At 51.9% G+C, this 19015-nt stretch carries 16 protein-coding genes; 10 read left to right on the top strand and 6 right to left on the bottom strand.

Annotated elements, in window-relative coordinates; genetic code table 11:
- Nucleotide 1: 1 nt before the first annotated feature.
- The 3 genes from gnd to FN808_RS04535 all read right to left on the bottom strand — a co-directional run bounded on the left by gnd (nt 2) and on the right by FN808_RS04535 (nt 2833).
- A complete protein-coding gene (gnd, locus tag FN808_RS04545; RefSeq protein ID WP_142713375.1) occupies nt 2-1438 on the bottom strand; it encodes an NADP-dependent phosphogluconate dehydrogenase in 1437 nt (478 codons plus the stop codon).
- A gap of 108 nt (nt 1439-1546) precedes the next feature.
- A complete protein-coding gene (locus tag FN808_RS04540) occupies nt 1547-2038 on the bottom strand; it encodes a gluconokinase (protein ID WP_142713374.1) in 492 nt (163 codons plus the stop codon).
- Between the two features lie 18 nt (nt 2039-2056).
- Entirely contained in the window at nt 2057-2833 is a 777-nt protein-coding gene (locus FN808_RS04535; protein ID WP_142713373.1) for a hypothetical protein, read from the bottom strand.
- Between the two features lie 231 nt (nt 2834-3064).
- Between FN808_RS04535 and FN808_RS04530 the strand changes: the two genes are divergently transcribed.
- The 3 genes from FN808_RS04530 to FN808_RS04520 all read left to right on the top strand — a co-directional run bounded on the left by FN808_RS04530 (nt 3065) and on the right by FN808_RS04520 (nt 5039).
- Nucleotides 3065-3982: a collagen-like domain-containing protein gene (locus FN808_RS04530; protein WP_142713372.1), complete on the top strand. Its 918-nt coding sequence runs from the start codon at nt 3065-3067 to the stop codon at nt 3980-3982.
- A gap of 142 nt (nt 3983-4124) precedes the next feature.
- Nucleotides 4125-4331 carry a hypothetical protein gene (locus FN808_RS04525; RefSeq protein WP_142713371.1) on the top strand — a complete coding sequence of 69 codons (207 nt, stop codon included), beginning with the start codon at nt 4125-4127 and terminating at the stop codon, nt 4329-4331.
- A 369-nt stretch (nt 4332-4700) separates the two neighbouring features.
- Entirely contained in the window at nt 4701-5039 is a 339-nt protein-coding gene (locus tag FN808_RS04520; RefSeq protein WP_142713370.1) for a hypothetical protein, read from the top strand.
- 16 nt (nt 5040-5055) lie between these two features.
- Here FN808_RS04520 and htpX read toward each other — a convergent pair whose 3' ends face one another.
- The gene (gene htpX, locus FN808_RS04515) at nt 5056-5898 is read right to left on the bottom strand and encodes a zinc metalloprotease HtpX (protein WP_142713369.1); all 843 of its coding nucleotides are present in this window, start codon (nt 5896-5898) and stop codon (nt 5056-5058) included.
- Nucleotides 5899-6014: 116 nt separating this feature from the next.
- Here htpX and FN808_RS04510 point away from each other — a divergent pair, with 116 nt between their 5' ends.
- Complete coding sequence (locus tag FN808_RS04510; RefSeq protein WP_142713368.1) at nt 6015-7448, top strand: pyridoxal phosphate-dependent decarboxylase family protein; 1434 nt, start codon at nt 6015-6017, stop codon at nt 7446-7448.
- 24 nt (nt 7449-7472) lie between these two features.
- On the opposite strand, the gene FN808_RS04505 is transcribed toward FN808_RS04510, so the two are convergent.
- Nucleotides 7473-8084, bottom strand: a complete 612-nt coding sequence (locus FN808_RS04505) for a TetR/AcrR family transcriptional regulator (protein ID WP_142713367.1) — start codon at nt 8082-8084, stop codon at nt 7473-7475.
- A 206-nt stretch (nt 8085-8290) separates the two neighbouring features.
- On the opposite strand from FN808_RS04505, the gene FN808_RS04500 reads away from it, so the two are divergent.
- The 3 genes from FN808_RS04500 to FN808_RS04490 are packed head-to-tail and all read left to right on the top strand — an operon-like array spanning nt 8291 to nt 11517.
- On the top strand, nt 8291-9592 hold the full coding sequence (locus FN808_RS04500; RefSeq protein ID WP_142713366.1) for an NfeD family protein: 1302 nt from the start codon (nt 8291-8293) through the stop codon (nt 9590-9592).
- Between the two features lie 36 nt (nt 9593-9628).
- Nucleotides 9629-10459, top strand: a complete 831-nt coding sequence (locus FN808_RS04495) for a slipin family protein (protein WP_142713365.1) — start codon at nt 9629-9631, stop codon at nt 10457-10459.
- Between the two features lie 59 nt (nt 10460-10518).
- Nucleotides 10519-11517 carry a Gfo/Idh/MocA family protein gene (locus tag FN808_RS04490; protein WP_142713364.1) on the top strand — a complete coding sequence of 333 codons (999 nt, stop codon included), beginning with the start codon at nt 10519-10521 and terminating at the stop codon, nt 11515-11517.
- A gap of 4 nt (nt 11518-11521) precedes the next feature.
- On the opposite strand, the gene FN808_RS04485 is transcribed toward FN808_RS04490, so the two are convergent.
- Complete coding sequence (locus tag FN808_RS04485; RefSeq protein WP_142713363.1) at nt 11522-12556, bottom strand: metal-dependent hydrolase; 1035 nt, start codon at nt 12554-12556, stop codon at nt 11522-11524.
- 306 nt (nt 12557-12862) lie between these two features.
- Here FN808_RS04485 and FN808_RS04480 point away from each other — a divergent pair, with 306 nt between their 5' ends.
- From FN808_RS04480 to FN808_RS04470, 3 genes are all read left to right on the top strand, one after another.
- Nucleotides 12863-14122 carry an efflux RND transporter periplasmic adaptor subunit gene (locus FN808_RS04480; protein WP_185958246.1) on the top strand — a complete coding sequence of 420 codons (1260 nt, stop codon included), beginning with the start codon at nt 12863-12865 and terminating at the stop codon, nt 14120-14122.
- A gap of 54 nt (nt 14123-14176) precedes the next feature.
- Entirely contained in the window at nt 14177-17296 is a 3120-nt protein-coding gene (locus FN808_RS04475) for an efflux RND transporter permease subunit (protein WP_142713361.1), read from the top strand.
- A gap of 161 nt (nt 17297-17457) precedes the next feature.
- Nucleotides 17458-18852 carry an alkaline phosphatase PhoX gene (locus FN808_RS04470; RefSeq protein ID WP_142713360.1) on the top strand — a complete coding sequence of 465 codons (1395 nt, stop codon included), beginning with the start codon at nt 17458-17460 and terminating at the stop codon, nt 18850-18852.
- The last annotated feature ends 163 nt before the right edge of the window (nt 18853-19015 follow it).

The raw sequence follows: 19015 nt of genomic DNA, 5'->3' as shown, positions 1-19015 counted from the left end.
GTTATGACGAACCAGCCTGTTTCTGCCAGTCGGTATGAAAGAACGTGCCCTGCGGCTGGTCGAGCCGCTCATACCGGTGCGCCCCAAAATAGTCGCGTTGGGCCTGAATGAGGTTGGCCGGCAGCCGGCTGCTCCGAAGCGCATCACAATGGGAGAGCGCCGCAGCCATCGCGGGAACCGGAAAACCCGCCTCCAGAGCCCCGGCTACAGCCGAATGGCTGCTTTCATCCATTGTGGCTATCATTCCTGCCGGGGCCGGCGCCAGGAGCAAGTGTTCCAGGTCCGGATCCTCCCGGAACGCCTCTGCAATAGGGTCCAGCAGCGCCGACCGGATAATGCACCCGCCGCGCCAGCTTTCGGCAACACGGGCAAACGGGATTTCCCAGCAATATTCTTTTTGAGCGGCCCGGAGCAGCCAGAAGCCTTCCGCAAAAGCAACAAGCTGTCCTGCCAGCAAAACATCCTGCAGCTGCTTCAGCAGGCCCTCATCCTGCAGCTGCTTTCTGTCGACATGCATTGCTTTGGAGGCCTCTTGGCGCAGCTGTTGAAAACTCGACATCGTTCGTGCAAAAACCGCTTCCGTAATCAGTGGCAGCGGAACCCCCAGCTCCAGGGCCGTAAGAGCCGTCCACCGGCCGGTGCCTTTTTGGCCGGCCTTGTCGAGGATATGATCCAGAACGAGAGTTCCGTCTTCTGCCCGCACCCTAAAGATATCCGCAGTTATTTCAAGCAGATAACTTTCCAGCCGACCGCTGTTCCATTGACCAAAAGTTTCGGCAATACGTTGACTGTTCATTTTTATTCCTTCGCTCATCAGCTGGTAGCATTCGGCAATCAGCTGCATCACCGCATATTCAATGCCATTGTGGACCATCTTCACAAAATGGCCGGCCCCCTGGGGCCCCATCCATGCGCAGCAGGCATCACCCCCTGGTGAGCTGGCAGCCACAGCTTCTACAACGGGCTGCAGGTGCGGCCACGCCTCATGATCGCCGCCCGGCATCAGGGATGGACCGTGCCGTGCCCCTTCTTCTCCACCCGAAATACCCATGCCAACGTAGCGGATGCCCTCATTGGCAAGTTCCTCGAGGCGCCTGTTGGTATCCGTGTAGTGCGTATTGCCACCATCAATGAGAATATCCCCCTCTTCCAAAAGGGGAACAAGCTGCGCAATGACCGAGTCCACCGGCGCACCGGCTTTGACCATCATTAAAATCTTTCTGGGTTTCTCCAGGGAAGCTACAAACGCTTCGGCACCTTCAAAGGCCTCGATATTGGTGCCGGCCACTTCATTATTCGCAAACTTCTGCAGCAGGTCTTCCTCGCCGGGCAGCTTGCGATTATGGACAGAAACCCGGAATCCCTTGTCGTTAAAATTCAATGCCAGATTGCGCCCCATCACGCCCAGCCCATAAACGCCGATATCAGATTTTTCCATTGCTTCTTGTTTAAATAAAGATCAAATTTTGATCAATTTTCTACCGAGCCGATCTCTGAAAAAGATGCAAGACCACAGATGATCTTGCAAGTTATTCTTTTGATTTATTCAGAGAAGATCCCGGGCGGCAAGCTTTTCCAAAATAGCGGACACAACAGCTTCCGGTGGACGATCCACCGAAACGGTAATAGCCTCGTCCGGCTCTTCCAGGGTTTCAAACTGCGATTTCAGCAGAGACTCGGGCATAAAATGACCTGTTCGCTCCGAAAGGCGCTCCGCTATCAGGGAAACTGTTCCCCTTAGATAAATAAACTGTGCCTCGTGTTTGGAGATAAGCAGTTGCCGATAGCGCTCCTTCAAGGCCGAGCACGCCAAGACAGCGCCGCCTTCAGCCTCCCATTCAACCATCTTTGCAGCCAGTTTTAGCAACCAGGGCCGGCGATCCGCATCATTGAGCGGCCGGCCGGATTCCATCTTTTGAATGTTCGCGGGCGGATGAAATTCATCACCGTCGTAAAAGGGAAGGCCGAGCCGGCGGGCCAGCTCCTGACCCACCACCGTCTTTCCGGCACCTGAGACGCCCATGACGATATAAATCATAAGTGAATTAGTTTAGTCTTACTTATTAAGGTGTTTCCAATTATTCCGGGCGTCAAAGAACTGGTTATTTACAATCTTCATAATGGAACAGGAATTGGCGATCCCTCCGCAGTAGGATGGTTCCTGTGCTATCGTCAGCCCGTCCATGCGTGACAGTATGTAGCGGAACGCATCCCTTTCGATATTAATGACTGATCTAATCTCTTCTTCGGTATAGGGTTCAAAGGTTCCGGGGTAGAACACATTTCCCTTGCCATGGATAAAATAATCCAGGTCGATATCCAGGAATATATTCCGATCATCGCGCTGAACCAGGAAGGCTTCCATGCGTTCTACATCCCTAAATTCGAAAATTCGGTGCTCACAACCATGGCGATCGGCAAACGTATCTTCCATTGGACCGGATGAGTTCTTGAGAAGGATGATGTCTCCCACAAGGTTGAGCCAGGCCGCGCAGAAAATGTGGCCGTCGTTGGTCTGGTCAAACCGTCCCCAGACGTAATTGGAGACATCAGAAAGATTTGACTGGTCGAGCCCCAGCAGCCCTTCTTTCTGTTCCCGGTCCGGCGGGGCCAGGTCGCGGTGCCAGTCGATGGTAACCAGTGTGGGGGCCGCCTGTTCGAGCCAGCCCCGCTTTTCCAAAGCCCGTTTCCACTTCATCCAAAAGACGAATGCAAAGCGGTGTTCCATGATAATCGCTTTCTCAATGGCACGATCCTCGCCACCGGGATGAGCAACAACTTCGCGGAAAGTGCCCGGCGGGTTGCATTTCAATGGCTCAATATTTTCATACATGATGGCAAGACGTTAGCTGCTTCCAGTTGACCATGCATTAAGTTAGGAGGAATACCGAGAATCTCAACCCCAACATCCATCAATCGGCTAATGATTGTTGACCAGGGCTTCACAATACCAATTTGAGCCCATTCCGAATGATGCTTCGTATATACTACAAGTGAAGCGGGGATTCAAAAGCCCCGGACTGATCATAAATCGATAATCAAAGAATGCTCTCAACACGTTATTATGAAGACAATAAAACCCGACAGACAGAATATATTTCATAAATTCATGCTGCTGGTAGTCCCTCTGGCGCTGGTCCTGGGAACGATGGCCGGCTGCGAAGGTCCCCAGGGACCTGAAGGAGCACAGGGACCAGAGGGTCCGCAGGGACCTGAAGGACCCGTGGGTCCGGCCGGTGAGGACGGCAGCGTAATCCATGCCGGCAGCGGCACCCCTGACGCAGCAACAGGCGTGGCGGGCGATTATTACCTGAATCAGGATACCGGTGAACTCTACGGCCCGAAGAATGACAACGGCTGGGGGACCCCCATAACCCTGAAGGGTGAAGATGGAGCTGACGGGCAGGATGGAGCCGATGGACAAGATGGGGAAGACGGAAGCCAGATTCATTCCGGCACAGGTGCCCCGGCGGCCTCTCTGGGCGTGGCAGGCGACTACTACCTCGACAAATCCAGCTATGAACTGTACGGGCCCAAAACCGACAGCGGCTGGGGAACGCCCATCAGCCTGAAAGGGACGGCCAATGTGATATACTCTTCATGGACCACCCTGGATTCTGCCGTCCGTGACACAACCATCGACGGAAGTGACATGAAAGTAGGTGATATTGATGCACCCCAGCTCTCGCAGGAGATCCTGGATCAAGGCGTAGTCAATGTCTACATGAAATTCTCAGACGACATATATCCCCTGCCCTATACAGGATATGCCGGCAGTGCGTCGAATGTCATGGACTTTCTCCCCCGCTTAAACAGGCTGTTTATTACACGGTTCACGCTGGACAACAGTGCCAGTGTCGGTTTCAACAGCTCGCTTGAATTCCGGTATGTCATCATTCCCGGTGGTGTAGCAGCTAAAAAGAAGCTGAATAAAGATCAGCTGCAGAATATGTCGTACCAAGAGATACAGGAGCTGTTCTAAATTAAAAGTTGGAGTTGATTCAGTTATCCTTGGTAAAAGCAGGCCCCGTTTAGAAAGCGGGGCCTGTTTTATTTTGTAAACCACGACAAAAATTCACAAAGAAGCTGCATTGTCTTATCTTGTTGCAAACCAAAGAAAAATTATGAGTACTGTGATTGACTCCTACAAATTAGGTTCCATCAGTGTTGAAATCAGCGAAACCGATCACCCGAACAAGCTGAAGGTGATATGCAACGACGGCACTTACCGCTCGGAATTTACGGTCCGCAAATACGAATACAAGAATTACAAGCGTCATATGAACCAGCGCATCAAGAATGCCTACAATGATCAGTATGAGGAAGAGTAGATCACAGTTTTAAGCTTTTTGGCCACCACAGGGTTGAAATTATTGAAGATATGAATGAGGGGCTGGTCGCTTAGTCAAGTCTGTTAGACTAAAAGATTTCTTAATCTAAAAAAACGGATAAAGTAGATTAGTGAAATCTATTTAGCTTTTTCATCCTTCCCGGCCACCCACACCTCCCAACAGATGTCCCCCAACAAAAGCGGCAGGTCGCCGGGCCATCACACGGCCGGCATCGACTGCCACACCGGGCACTTTTGAGAAGAAAGGCGGGCTGCAGCAAAAGATCACCGGATCATAGGTGGACTATGAGCTGTGCAATGCTTTAATTGAAGCTATCGGTATGTTCACAACTCATTTAATGATCTAACTATGGCCTGGCTTAAAGATGTTATTGTCGATCTCATTGCTTCAGCAGTCATCATTCTTGCGGTTCTGTTTCAATCTCCCATACTTACCGGCATTGTTTGGGGATACACCGGGCTCCTGCTCATCGTAAAACTTCTGGGTTACTTCGGCGACGGGGTGTTAGACCTGATGAGCAAAGCCCAAAACGCAGCACCTCCGTGGTTTAGTCATCTGCTGTATGCCCTCAACACCGGAGTCATCCTCATCGCCGGCTGGTTCTATCTTGCTATCGGATGGGCCATCATCTGGTTTTTTTCCTATCTGACGCAACGTAAGATCGATCAGAAAAGGGTTGCCCAGTGACTGGGGACCAGGACCATCACCCCATCTCCATCAGCCGTTGTACGCGATCTTCCGTTGCCGGGTGCGTTGAAAAGAGGCTCATCAACCGCTCTCCGCTAAACGGGTTCACCGGGAACATATGAGAAGTGGATCGCATAGCAGACTCCGAAACATTCATGGGAATTTGCTCAGCCGCCTTTTCGATGCGTTGCAGGGCCGAGGCCAGCTGTCGGGGGCTGCCCGAAATTTCGGCCCCTTCCCGATCTGCTTCATATTCACGAGTTCGGCTGATCGCCGCCTTCAGCAACATTGCAGCGATGGGAGCTGTTATCAATACAATTAAGGCCACCAGTGGGTTTGCGCCGCGGTCCCGGTCGCCCATCGGGATAAAGTAGGCAAACTGCGCCAGCATGCTCAGCGCACTGACCACCGTGGCAACAACGGTTGAGGTCAGGATATCGCGGTTTTTAATATGGGCCAGCTCGTGAGCTGCCACTCCCCGAAGCTCCTCTATTCTGAGGGTTCGAAGGATACCCTCGGTAAACGCCACCGCTGAATGTTCAGGATTTCGTCCTGTTGCAAAAGCATTCGGCTGCTGCTGAGGGATAACATAAAGCGCAGGCATAGGCAAATCGGCTTTCTGCACCAGCTCTTCCATCATACGGTAAAGTTTTGGGTGCGACTGCTGATCCACCGGCCGGGCATCGTACATTCGAAGCACCATTTTGTCAGACTTCCAGTAGCTGAAAAAATTCATCCCTGTCGCTACAACAAAAGCGATGACCATACCTGTTGTTCCGGCCACCAGGCGACCGACAAAAATGATCAGCACCATAACGAGTGTCATTAAAAATACGGTACGCAAGCCATTATTATTCATAATAAAATTCTATTTACTTCTCTCTAAAATTATTCAGACGTTAAAGACCGTCTCTTCAGAAATCAATTCATTATATAAAACGATTTTCATTTCGTTTAAGTATGGGCAGAAATAATATGAAATCACGTATTAAAAATCTCGAACGTCAGGCCCGCATACTTGAAATGGATGGGGCTGACCGGTCTGAGTTGCTGAACAAAGCACGAAACTACACGGAGCATTTTCTGAACACACTGTCGGAAAAGCCGGCCTACGTTGACACTCCGGACAAAGGCCGGGAAGTATACAAGCTCCCCATTGAGGAAGCCCCCCACCCATTGTCTGACCTGCTTGAACTGCTTGAGTCCGAGGTGGACACCCCGGGACTAAATCCCACCGCTCCCACGCATGCCGGCTATATCCCCGGCGGAGGCGTATATCCCTCCGCTGTTGCCGATTTCCTGGCTGCCGTAACCAACCGCTATGCCGGCGTTTTCTTTTCCTCCCCCGGGGCGGTTCGCATCGAGAACATCTGCATCCGCTGGATGTGTGACCTTATCGGCTACCCCGGGAAAGCGGCGGGCAACCTTACCTCGGGCGGTTCCCTTGCCAATCTTATCGGCATGGTGACCGCCCGTGATGAGGCTGGGATCCGGGCTAAAGATTTTCACCGGTCCGTTATATACACCACGCGGCAGGTTCATCACTGTGTCATCAAGGCCATAAAGTTCTCGGGGCTTCAAGAGGCAGCCGTCCGGGAGGTTGCCATGGACGACCGCTACCGGATGAAACCCGCAGCGCTGGAAAAGCAAATAGAGTCCGACAAAAGGGAAGGACTGATCCCGCTGATGATTTTTGCCTCAGCCGGCACTACAGATCTGGGGGCGGTGGACCCCCTGGATGATATTGCCGACCTGGCTGAAAAGCACAAGCTTTGGTTTCATGTTGATGCGGCTTATGGCGGCTTTTTTATGCTCACCGAACACGGTAAAAAGGTAATGAAGGGAATGGAACGTTCCGACTCCCTGACTATCGACCCGCACAAGGGCCTGTTTCTTCCCTACGGACTGGGGGCAGTGCTGGTTCGCAACGGTCGAAAGCTCTATGATTCACAGCACATGACCGCCAACTACCTGCAGGACACCCTTAAAGCAACCGAAGAATATTCCCCGGCGGATCTCTCCCCGGAGCTCTCCAAGCATTTTCGCGGTCTCCGGATGTGGCTTCCCCTTCAGCTGCTGGGCGTTGCTCCTTTCCGCGCGGCCCTCGAGGAAAAACTCCAGCTTACCCGCTATTGCTACCGGAGACTCAGTGATATGCCCGGTATTGAGGTGGGACCAGAACCGGAGCTTTCCATTCTTTTCTTCCGTTACCTACCCGAGCACGGTGACCCCAATGCCCTCAATAAAGCCATTGTCGATTACATCCATCGTGATGGGCGCATTTTTCTGTCATCAACCCATATCAGCGGGACGATCTACCTGCGGTTGGCCCTGCTGAATTTCCGCACGCACCTCAAAGAAGCGGAGCTGATACTCGATATTATTGAAGAAGCAATTGAGCAGCTGTAAAACAGCTGAGACCACATCCCCAGTTTACGCCGTCAACCAATTCAGTATGGTATCCAGTACAATACCTTGACGGTCCGCCGCCAGTGACGATGCGGTCACACCATCCCCATTATTCAGCAAGGATGCATTAATAGAGCTGGTAACGGCCGGATAGTAGCAAAGGGAAAAGATATTGAGCAACAGCTGACCGGGATGCACCGAGGCAATAACATAATTGGATGAAGCCTCCTCAATCTGTCCCGTGAAAACCTCCTGCTCAAGTGAAACCTCCTCATCAAAGATAGGTCGCAGCCAATCTTCATTCCTGCTGGTTTCGGCAATCACAAAGCTCAGTACTTCAGGATCACGCTCGGCGTTCTCCAAACAGGCCGCGACCAGCTGTTCAATTTTTTTAAAAAGTGGAAGATCAGCCTCCAAAAGTTCCGACAGACCACTGAACATTGCCTGAACAGAACGGCGATAAATATATTCAAACAGCTCAGCTTTCGTGTTAAAATAATAGTGAATCATCGCCTTGGTGACGCCAATCTGATTTGCAATATTCTGCAGGCGGGCACCGCCATATCCATGGGCGATAAACTCGTCTTGGGCCGCCTGAATGATCTCACTCCTGCTATCCTTCTTTTTATCCGTCATTTCAGTAATACCAATTGGTTAGTTAGTTTCTGTGATTGAAACATAAGGTATGCATTAGTCTCATTCAACAGAAACTAATCAGAAAGTTAACCTGTATGGCGGGCTTATGTCTCCAACTGCCGGGCATCTCTGCCGCTTGCAGCAGGGCTCCTCAGAAATCACATGATTTTCATTGTTTCCAGAATGCTTTTTAATATCTTACCTATATGAGAAATTTCATCTTCCTCATAGCGTGCTTGTTGGCAATGGCGGGTGCAAGCTGGTCGCAGACTGATACCACGGCAGCGGCGGGCGCATCGAGCTCCACTGTTGCCATGATTTCAGTAGAGAGTTCCATTTCCCCTACCGCCACCAATTATATCAACCGGGGTATACGGCTGGCCAAGGAAGAAGGAGCGGAATGCCTGATCGTGCAGCTTGACACTCCCGGGGGCCTGCTGGAATCCACCAAGGATATTGTACAGGCATTTCTCGATTCTGATGAAATGCCCATCGTTGTCTATGTAGCCCCAGAGGGAGCCCGGGCCGCAAGTGCCGGTACATTTATTACCATGGCCGCTCATATTGCCGTCATGGCTCCCACTACCACCATCGGGGCCGCCTCGCCCGTCCAAATGAGCGGCGGACAAGTAGACTCGGTGATGCAGAAAAAGATCTTCAATTATTCCGAAAGTTTTATCGAAAGTATTGCCAACCGACGCGATCGCAATGCCGAATGGGCAATATCGGCCGTACGGGATGGTGAGTCGATTACCGATTCCGAGGCCCTTGAGCTCAACGTTATCGATTTCATCGCCAGCAGCCGCGAAGAGCTTCTCGACAAGATTGACGGGCGCGTTGTCGACGGTGACACCCTGCACACCCGGGATGCCACCATCTCTGAGATCCCGACCAACCTCGCTGAAAACCTGCTTGGCTTCATCATGCGTCCCGAAGTCATGCTAATTTTGACCATGATTGCCATTTATGGCATTATTGGCGAAGTGACCAATCCCGGTGCCATTGTCCCTGGTGTGGCCGGTATCATTGCTCTCATCCTTGTACTTTACGCTTCGGCCTCCATGCCCATCAACATTGCCGGTTTTGCCCTGATTGGCCTGGCTATTGTGCTCTTCATAGCCGAAGCATTTACGCCCGCCTTTGGCATCCTGATAGCAGGCGGTGCCATATCCTTTTTTCTGGGTGCCCTGATGCTCTTCCAGGATCTTCCCGCATCCATGGAACTGTCCTGGGCATGGCTTATTCCAGCTACAATCCTGACAACCCTCTTTTTTGTCTGGATTGTGACGGAAGGCATCCGAATCCAGTTTTCAAATAACATCACGGGCAAGGAATCGATGATCGGAAAGAAAGCGGAAGTCGTTGAACCCATCGACAACAGCCACGGGCGTATCTTTATCAACGGCGAATACTGGAATGCAGTGAGCGAGGAATCTATTACAGAAGGAGAGAGCTGTGAAATTGTTGATATCCAAGGATTAACAGCCAAAGTGAGACGTTTCTCGTAATTCAATAATACAAACCCTAATCAACTCCACATCATCATGGAAAACGGCACAGAATTTATTGACTCGCTATCATGGATTATCACTATTGCTGTACTGGCAGCCATCCTGTTGCCCCAGATGTTCAAAATTCTGCGTGAATATGAGCGGGCGGTTGTCTTCAGGCTTGGAAAATACAAAAGTACGAAAGGTCCGGGACTCATCTTCCTGATCCCATTTATCGATAAAATCGAACGGGTGGATCTGCGGGTGCTGACCATTAATGTGGATAAACAGGAGGTTATCACCAAAGACAACGTGACGGTTAATGTGGATGCCATCACCTTTTTTCGCGTACTGGACGCCGAGGAGGCCGTCATACAGGTGGAGCGCTATATTCATGCAACCTCCATGCTGGCCCAAACAACCCTCCGGAGCATTGTAGGGCAGGTGGAACTCGATGAACTGCTGGCCAACCGGGACAAGATTAACAAGAAAATTCAGGAAATCATCGACCGGCAAACGGATCCCTGGGGCATCAAGGTAGTGTCGGTAGAAGTGCGCGATGTGGTCCTGCCCGAAAACATGAAACGGGCCATGGCACGTCAGGCCGAGACCGAACGCGACCGGCGGGCCAAAGTCATTAACGCCGAAGGGGAATATCAGGCTGCCGAACGGCTGGTCGACGCTGCCAAGATGATTGAGCAGGCGCCCGCGGCACTCCAACTCCGGTTCCTTCAAACCATGACCGAAGTTTCCGAGGAAAACACCTCATTCGTCATGCTCCCGCTTCCCATGGATTTTATGGAAGCGTTCCGAAGCATGAAGAATGTTAATCTCCCGGCACAGGGTCCGGAAAAAAGCGAAGGTGAACCCCCATCCAACGAGTAGCTGATTTCCGAAGCATCTGAAAAAGTAAAATAACCTTAAATACAGATTAGATTTTCAACATGGACAACAACCATCTTCGCTGGGGCATTTTAAGTACGGCCAAAATTGGAGTTGAAAAAGTGATCCCCGCCATGCAGCAGGGGCAATACAGTAAAATTACCGCTATTGCCTCGCGCGACCCCGAGCGGGCCCGGGAAGTGGCTCAATCGCTGAACATCAAAGAGGCTTACGGTTCCTACGAGGAACTCCTGGCCTCTCCCGAAGTGGATGCCATTTACAACCCGCTTCCCAATCACCTGCATGTCAGCTGGTCGATTAAGGCACTGCAGGCCGGCAAGCATGTACTTTGTGAAAAACCCCTCGGACTCAACCTGGAAGATGCCCGGAAACTAGCCTCCGAGGCTTCCAAACATCCAGACCTCAACGTAATGGAAGCGTTTATGTACCGGCATCACCCGCGATGGGTGAGGGCCCGGGAGCTGGTCAAGGAGGGCGCGGTGGGCAAGGTGCAGACGATCCGCTCCTTTTTTTCCTATTACAATGATGATCCCGATAACATCCGCAACAAACCGGGCATAGGCGGGGGTGGACTGATGGATATTGGATGCTATTGCATTTCGGTCCCCCGTTTTCTGTTTGATGAGGAACCCGACAGCGTCTTTGGCACGATGGAGATGGACCCTGAGCTCGGCATCGATAGGCTAACTTCCGGCATCCTGGCATTTCCCGGCGGTACTGCCACCTTTACCTGTGCAACGCAGCTCGCCCCGCACCAAAGCGTCCGTATTCTGGGTACAGAGGGAAAAATGGAGATCGCCATGCCGTTCAATGCTCCCGTTGATACCCCGACGACCATTCTCCTGACCCGTGGAGATCAGCAGCAGGAAATACGTTTTGAACCCTGCAACCAGTACACGGCTCAGGGTGATCTTTTTTCAAAAGCAGTTCTTGACGGCGACAGCGTGCCCACCCCGCTGAATGACGCCCTGGCAAACATGAAGACCATCGATGCCGTAGTGCAAAGCCACAACGAGGGCTGCTGGGTTGACATTGACTGACTTATCAGAAGGCCTCTTCACCCATAATGCGGTCAAGCAGGCCGGACAGCATGGCTGTACGACGCTCAAAGCTAGGTTCAAACCGGAAAAAACCCGTAACCCTGGATGAGTCCCTGTTAAATTGCAGGCGATAATTCCAGACATAGGGTGCCGGTCGGCCGGTAAGCCAGAAGTCAGATCGTCCGAATCGCAGGTCATGCATGAAGAGTTCTCCGGAAGAATCCCGATCGGCTACATAGTATCCCTGCGAAAACCAGAGAAGTCGCTCCAGGGGCAACTGTTCCCGGTAGGGCTTTATCAGCTCTTCATTTTTTGCTATACGTCGAAAATGGATTTCCCGGTCGTCATCCAGCACCGAATACAAGCCCACCAGCAGGGTGTCTCCTTTGTTGGCGTAACCCGTCCACAGCAACACATTGAAGGGGGTCGGCGTACTCATGTATTGCTCCGGATTCACATGCTGTGCGCTAAAATTATGTTCAAAAACCGTATTGACATGGGCCTTGATTCCAAAACCGATCAACAGGTATAGCGAGCTGACCGTTATGCCTGCATAATTGAGCCATCGGCGTCGATATGATTCCCTGGGCAAAAAAAGAGCTGTGACAACCCCGGCCATCATGGGCAGGGTATAGAAAGGGTCGATAATAAAGATGGAGTTCAGGCTGAAAAGCCGGTCACTGAACGGCTGCAGGATCTGTGTTCCATAGGTGGTGCATACATCAATAAAAACATGGGTGGACAGGACCCAGAATACAAGCCATGACCATGACTGCCAACCAAGACGTTCCGTGCGGTGAAGCCTGTTGAGCGCCCAGCCCAGCCCAAAGGCTCCCAAAATGCAGAATAATACCGAATGAGAGAGCCCCCGGTGAAGAGCCAGAGCCTGAACATTGGATACAAATGGAATAGCTAAAACGTCAAGGTCGGGTACAACCCCCAATACCGCCCCCCAGAGGGGAGCCTTATTGCCAATCTTTCGTCCCAGTATCCATTCACCAACAGCGGCTCCGAGGGTAATTTGTGTTACAGTATCCATATAAATGTCTTTATGGCTTTTGACTATGGAGAGACGTTGGAGTCCCCCCAAAGGTGGCTGGCGTCTTCAACGATTGTAAAATAACTTAAAACCGCCTCTCTATGGGTATTTCTCCACGAAAGTTCAGTTTTTCTTCAGAATTAATTCGTTTCTTTACTATCTAACAAGTTATTACATCTCTTGATCGTTCTTTTAAGTAAAATTCAACATGCTGTATTCAAACAGCATGCCTGTTAAATAACACAATCTGAATTTCTATTACAATAACGAATGAACCTTCCCAAGGCTAGTCTTTCAACCCAAAAAATGGCTCTGGTTTTGGCCGCTCTGATGCTGGTATCCTGCTATGGCGAGTCAGGAAACAGCGAAAATGCAGGGGGTCCCAGTACTGCTTCCATACCCGCTGTGGAAGCAGTACAAGCCCGATATGGGTCTCTGCCGTTATCTGAACGGCTAAGCGGTACCGTCGTTGCCGAAAACCAGGTTGCCCTCTACCCGGAAATATCTGGTAAAGTTGCACAGATTCACGTCCAAAATGGAGATGCCGTGGCCAAGGGCGATCCAATCATCTCGCTGGAAGATCGCCAGTATCGCGAACAGGTCGAACAGGCGCGGGCCAGCTACCGTATCAACCAGGCACGGCTTAAGCAGGCTGAGGCCCGGTACCGCGAACTGGATGCCCGATACAAACGGACCCGTCAGCTGAGTGAACGGAATCTTTCAAGTGACATGGAGATGGAAACAATAGAGGCTCAGATGGCTTCTGCAGAAGCTGATATCGAGCTGGCGAAAGCCCAGCTTGAACAATCCGAATCGAGCCTGCAGGAACAACAGGAGCTGTTGTCCAAGACGGTAATCCGGGCTCCCATTGATGGATCGGTAGGCCAGCGTAATGCGGAGGTGGGCATGCAGGTGGGGCCCAACTCACCTCTTTTTACGATTGGTGACCTGAACAACCTGCGCGTCGAGGTGGTATTGACCGACGAAATGCTCGACGAGCTGGAAATTGGACAGACAGCCCGGATCTATACCGGATCCGGAGAGAACCGCGACGTTATTGAAGCAGAACTCTCGCGTATTTCCCCATTCCTGAATAATATCACCCGGAGCACAGAAGGGGAGATCGATGTCTCCAATGAGAGTCAGACCCTCAGACCGGGCATGTTTGTCCCAGTTGATATTCTGTATGGAGAAAGTCAGCAGGCAACCATCATCCCCACCAGTGCCCTTTTCACGGATCCCAATACCGGACAGGAAGGTGTTTACGTTGCCACCTCGCTGAGCAGCGAAATAGAGCCGGCACAGCAAACCGACTCTTCAAGCCTTCCGCCTCTCACGGAGCCGACGGAAGTGCAATTTCAGGAAGTGGATGTCATTGCGGAAGGCCGGTTTGAAATCGGCATCGCCGGAGTTGAATCCGGCAGCTGGGTTATCACTGTCGGACAGGACCTTCTTGCGACAGGTTCCGGGGAGGCCCGGGTGCGCGCCAGCTCCTGGGAGCGGATTTTGGCATTGCAGGGATTGCAGCGCCAGGACTTGCTGCAGCGCGTGCTGGAGAATCAATAACGTGCAGGCATCCTTAATCTACATCTGTGTTATGACTGTTAAACCCCTACTGTTATGAAACTGACTGAAACGGCTGTCGAGCGGCCCATTGCCACAACAATGTTATTTCTCATCATCATCGTGCTCGGGGTGATGTCTTTTCGCTACTTACCGGTGGATCTTCTGCCTCCCGTGGAATATCCTCAGCTGACGGTTGCCACAGAGTACCCCAATGTGGGATCAGAGGAGATTGAAAAAATCATTACCCAGCGTATTGAAAACACCATTGCCGGAGTGCCGGGCGTAGAGCGGGTGCGATCGAGCTCCTCAGAAGGCCGAAGCCGCGTAACACTCGAATTTGCACAGGGCACCGATATCGACGTTGCAGCCAACGACATCCGTGCGGCCCTGGATCGGGTGCGCGACGAACTCCCTCCAGAAGCCGAACCGCCGCGGATATGGAAGTTTGATCCCAATAACTTTCCGATCGTTATTGTTGGAGCAAATTCAGAGATGAACCTGCAGGAACTTACACAGGTACTCGAACGTGAAGTAACCAAGCGCTTTGAACAGATTGCCGGGGTTGGCTCTATTGATATCTGGGGCGGCGTTTACAAGGAAGTCCACATCGAAATCAAACGCGACCGCCTTATTGCCAGTGGGCTATCATCCGCCCAGGTACAGCAGGCCATTGCCAGTGAGAATGTGAATCTTCCGGGAGGCAACGTTAATTCCGGCGTACAGCAGCTGTATGTGCGTACCCTTGGCGAATACGAGTCTATCGACCAGATTGCCAATACTATTATCGTCATGCAAGAGGGTAAACCCATCCGCGTCAAAGATGTTGCCGAAGTACGCTGGGGTTACGAAGACCTGAACCGGCTGGTAACGATTGATAAAAAGCCAATGGTTCGTTTTGGTATCCGTAAGCAAACCGGGGCCAATACCGTTGCCGTTGCCGAAGAAATCCGGGATGAGATCGAGCAGGTCAATTCGGAACGCAGGGATATGAACCTTTTCGTGACCACGGACCAAAGTGAATTCATCCAGAATTCAATTGACAACGTCCAGAATTCGGCCGTCTGGGGAGCCTTGCTCGCTATTGTCGTGTTATACCTGTTTTTAAGGAATGGCTCATCAACTTTTATTATTGCCGTTTCGATTCCTATTTCCATTATTGCCACTTTTGCACTTCTCTATTTTAATGGACTAACTCTCAATCAAATGAGTTTTGGGGGACTTGCACTCGGAGTTGGACTTATTGTAGACAATGCCATTGTCGTACTTGAAAATATTATTCGCCTTCGGGAAGAACGGGGCAAGGAACTCAAGGCCAGTGCCCTGGTGGGTACACGAGAAGTCGGGGGCGCGATCGTGGCCTCCACTATTACGACCTCGGTCATCTTTCTGCCGGTTGTATTCATGCAGACGATCTCGGGATCCATCTTCCAGCAGCTGGCCCTGGTGGTGGTCTTTGCCCTCGTCTGTTCGCTGTTTGTGGCCCTCACCCTGGTGCCCATGCTCTGCAGCAAGTTTCTGACGATCCAGCCTGCCGATTCCAGGGGAGCGCAGAAAAAGAACTGGTTCCAGCGCATTTTTGCCATCATGGAACATAAATATGCCAAGCTCATTGATCAAACCCTCAAGCGCAAACCACTGGTTTTTGCTGTAACCGGAGGGTTGGTTTTGACCTGTGTGCTGCTCATTCCGCTCATACCGGTAGAGCTGGCTCCACAATCCGATGCCGATGAAATTGACGTGGATTTCATGATGGCTGAAGGAACCAATATTGCGGTTCAGAACGAATACCTGCAGGAACTGGAAAAAGTGGTTCGTGCGAATCTCCCGATGGAAAATGTAGAGCATATTACTACGGATGTGCGCGATGGACGGGCAGAGGTTGAAATCGCGATGGTTGAGGCTTCCGAGCGATCCATGAGCACCTCCAAAATTGCCGACCAGATCCGCGAAAACGTGTCTGGCCTGGTGCCAGGCGGCGACATCCGGGTCAGTGCGCAATCCGGGCTGTGGATCCTGCGTCGGCTTTTCGGATCAGGGGGCGGAGAAGCCGTAGAAGTTCAGCTTCGCGGCTACAACCTGGAACAGGCGAAGTCAATTTCCGAAGAGATTAAACGACGAATGGAAGAGATCCCGGAAGTCACAGGCGTACGTACTGACCGCCGGGAGGGGCGCCCGGAACAGAATTTCGTTTTCAACCGCGAAAAAATTGCCGACCTGGGGCTTTCCGTTCGTGAAGTCGCCCAGGTCATCCAAACCAATGTAGGAGGGAGTCGCGCCGGCACATTCCGCGTAGGTGGCGACGAATTTCCCATTACGGTCCGACTGCGACCGGAAGACCGCCTGAGCACCACGGACCTTGAAAACATTTCCATCCGTACCCCCGGGGGCGAGGTATTACCGGTATCAGCCGTTGTTACCAAGAACAAGGGCCGTGGACCTACAGATATCAACCGGATTAACAGCCAGCGGGTTTCCTATATTTCCGCCAACCTTGAAAGCGGGGTGCCCCTCGGCGAAGCCGTAGAAAAAATTCAGGCCAGGCTTTCCGACATGCAGCTTCCCGACGGTTTCTCGATTGTCTACGGTGGAGAATATGAAGAGCAGCAGAAGGCGGCAGCCGACTTCCGTCTTTCCATCATCATGGCACTGATTCTCATCTACATGGTCATGGCGGCCCAGTTTGAACGCTTCTTTGACCCACTGGTAGTGATGTTTTCAGTACCACTGGCCATTATTGGCGTCATCCCTACGCTGCTAATTACCGGTACCACTATCAACATGCAAAGCATGATGGGCATTGTGATGCTGATTGGCATTGTGGTCAACAACGCCATTGTGCTCGTTGATTATATCAATCTAATGCGCCGCGAGCATAATATGAACATTCGCCAGGCGGTCATCCACTCGGGCAAGCTGCGCCTGCGCCCCATACTGATGACGACGCTCACCACTGTCCTGGGCCTGCTCCCCCTTTCATTCGGACTCGGATCAGGGGCCGAGCTCCAGGCCTCCCTGGCTCGGGTGGTCATCGGCGGACTCACAGCCTCCACGCTTGTAACCCTGATATTCATCCCGGTGGTATACGTAGCAGCCGAACATGCCCTGGCGAAGATCAAGGCCAAGAGCTGGATACCTTTCAGTGGCGGTGAGAAGATCAAGCCGGCCAAGGCCTGAGGCTGTTTCCGGCCGTGGCCCATGAGCGGCTGAACGGCCGGAGACAGTGCGGAATATACAGTCAGGATATCCAAAAGATAATCTGTCTTTTACTTTTTGGTAACATTCCATTTATTATTCTATAGCCAGTAACAAGTATTTGAACCAGGAATTAGGATAACATGTCGATTTCGCGCAAACACTTTTTAAAACAGGCCGGAGCGCTTACCCTCGGATTTTCAGGGCTGTACATTTTTAGCGGGTGCAGCACATCCGAAGGAGCCCCCACACGACTTATCACGGAACCTTTTGGCTCGCTGAAAGCCGATCCCAACGGACTTTTTGACCTTCCAGAGGGGTTTTCCTATAAAATTATTTCCACCTTTGGCGACAAGATGGATGATGGACTGTATGTACCCCACCGGCCGGATGGTATGGCCACATTCCCCGGACCGGACGGGCTTACTATCCTGATCCGCAATCACGAGGTTAATGCCGCCAAGGGAGGAGCCGAAAGTGCCTTTGGCGAGGATTTTGCCCTCACCGACAAATTAGGTGCGAACGAATTTTATGATCCGGGACAGGATAACAACCCCGGACAGGGCGGTACTACAACGGTCGTATATGATACTGAAACACAAACCGTAGTACGAGAATTTCTAAGCCTGGCGGGCACCCTGCGCAACTGTGCGGGCGGGGCTACGCCCTGGAACAGCTGGCTGACCTGCGAAGAAATTGTTACCCATCCGGATGACGTCTATGCCAAAAGTCACGGCTACGTCTTTGAAGTCCCGGCCAGTACTGAAATTGGACGGGCAACCCCGACCCCCATAAAAGCAATGGGCCGCTTTAACCATGAAGCGGTGGCTGTTGATCCCGGCAGCGGGGTTGTCTACCTCACCGAAGACGATTCAGAAGGACTGCTCTACCGGTATATCCCCAATACGCCGGGCCAGCTGCTTGACGGTGGACGATTGCAGGCCCTGGCCATCCGGGGACATGCCAGCCTTGACACCCGGAACTGGGGCTCACGAACCGTTGAGGTAGGTCAAAAGTTTGACAGCAAATGGATCGACGTCAAAGATGTAGACAACCCTGATGACGACTTGAGATATCGCGGCTTTGAAGACGGGGCCGCACGGTTTGCCCGAGGCGAAGGCATGTGGTACGGAAATGATGCCGTCTACTTTGCCTGTACCAACGGCGGGCCGGAAAAATTGGGACAAATCTGGAAATATACGCCCAGCTCATCCGAAGCTGCTTCCGGAGAAGCGGATGCCCCGGGCACCCTCGAACTCTTCGTCGAATCACTGGACAGTACCATCATCGAAAATGCGGATAATCTCACCGTTGCTCCCTGGGGCGACCTGCTTGTCTGTGAAGATACCGGGGAACAACAACACCTTAACGGCATTACCCCCGAGGGACAAGTGTATAAGCTCGGTCTCAACGCCAAATCCAATTCCGAGCTGGCAGGCGCTACCTTCTCTCCCGACGGGTCGACGCTGTTTATGAACATCCAGCACTCCGGCATCACGCTCGCCATCACGGGTCCCTGGGAAAAGGCCCGCGGCTGATCCCTTTTCTCTTTTGTTGCAGTATTGCATCTGGCTCTTGCTGCAGCCTTGCAATACTGCAACACCTTCATATCTGCGGTTATCCGGCTCCTCCCGCTCTAAAAAAAAGATTCTGTAAAACCCTTTCTCACAGCTCGTAAAGCCTCCCTTTGAGGGTTCTGCA

Source organism: Fodinibius sediminis, from assembly GCF_900182555.1.
Classification (GTDB): domain Bacteria; phylum Bacteroidota; class Rhodothermia; order Balneolales; family Balneolaceae; genus Fodinibius; species Fodinibius sediminis.
Note: the sequence above shows the minus strand (reverse complement) of the source record. Positions and strands in the feature narration are given on the sequence as shown.

Excerpts from the sequence above, each read along its gene's own strand:
- FN808_RS04480 (WP_185958246.1), top strand. The coding sequence starts at position 12,863 with ATGGCTCTGGTTTTGGCCGCTCTGATGCTGGTATCCTGCTATGGCGAG.
- FN808_RS04490 (WP_142713364.1), top strand. The coding sequence starts at position 10,519 with ATGGACAACAACCATCTTCGCTGGGGCATTTTAAGTACGGCCAAAATT.
- FN808_RS04475 (WP_142713361.1), top strand. The coding sequence starts at position 14,177 with ATGAAACTGACTGAAACGGCTGTCGAGCGGCCCATTGCCACAACAATG.
- FN808_RS04530 (WP_142713372.1), top strand. The coding sequence starts at position 3,065 with ATGAAGACAATAAAACCCGACAGACAGAATATATTTCATAAATTCATG.
- FN808_RS04505 (WP_142713367.1), bottom strand. The coding sequence starts at position 8,084 with ATGACGGATAAAAAGAAGGATAGCAGGAGTGAGATCATTCAGGCGGCC.
- FN808_RS04525 (WP_142713371.1), top strand. The coding sequence starts at position 4,125 with ATGAGTACTGTGATTGACTCCTACAAATTAGGTTCCATCAGTGTTGAA.
- FN808_RS04495 (WP_142713365.1), top strand. The coding sequence starts at position 9,629 with ATGGAAAACGGCACAGAATTTATTGACTCGCTATCATGGATTATCACT.
- FN808_RS04485 (WP_142713363.1), bottom strand. The coding sequence starts at position 12,556 with ATGGATACTGTAACACAAATTACCCTCGGAGCCGCTGTTGGTGAATGG.
- FN808_RS04535 (WP_142713373.1), bottom strand. The coding sequence starts at position 2,833 with ATGTATGAAAATATTGAGCCATTGAAATGCAACCCGCCGGGCACTTTC.
- FN808_RS04510 (WP_142713368.1), top strand. The coding sequence starts at position 6,015 with ATGAAATCACGTATTAAAAATCTCGAACGTCAGGCCCGCATACTTGAA.
- FN808_RS04540 (WP_142713374.1), bottom strand. The coding sequence starts at position 2,038 with ATGATTTATATCGTCATGGGCGTCTCAGGTGCCGGAAAGACGGTGGTG.
- htpX (WP_142713369.1), bottom strand. The coding sequence starts at position 5,898 with ATGAATAATAATGGCTTGCGTACCGTATTTTTAATGACACTCGTTATG.
- gnd (WP_142713375.1), bottom strand. The coding sequence starts at position 1,438 with ATGGAAAAATCTGATATCGGCGTTTATGGGCTGGGCGTGATGGGGCGC.
- FN808_RS04500 (WP_142713366.1), top strand. The coding sequence starts at position 8,291 with ATGAGAAATTTCATCTTCCTCATAGCGTGCTTGTTGGCAATGGCGGGT.
- FN808_RS04520 (WP_142713370.1), top strand. The coding sequence starts at position 4,701 with ATGGCCTGGCTTAAAGATGTTATTGTCGATCTCATTGCTTCAGCAGTC.
- FN808_RS04470 (WP_142713360.1), top strand. The coding sequence starts at position 17,458 with ATGTCGATTTCGCGCAAACACTTTTTAAAACAGGCCGGAGCGCTTACC.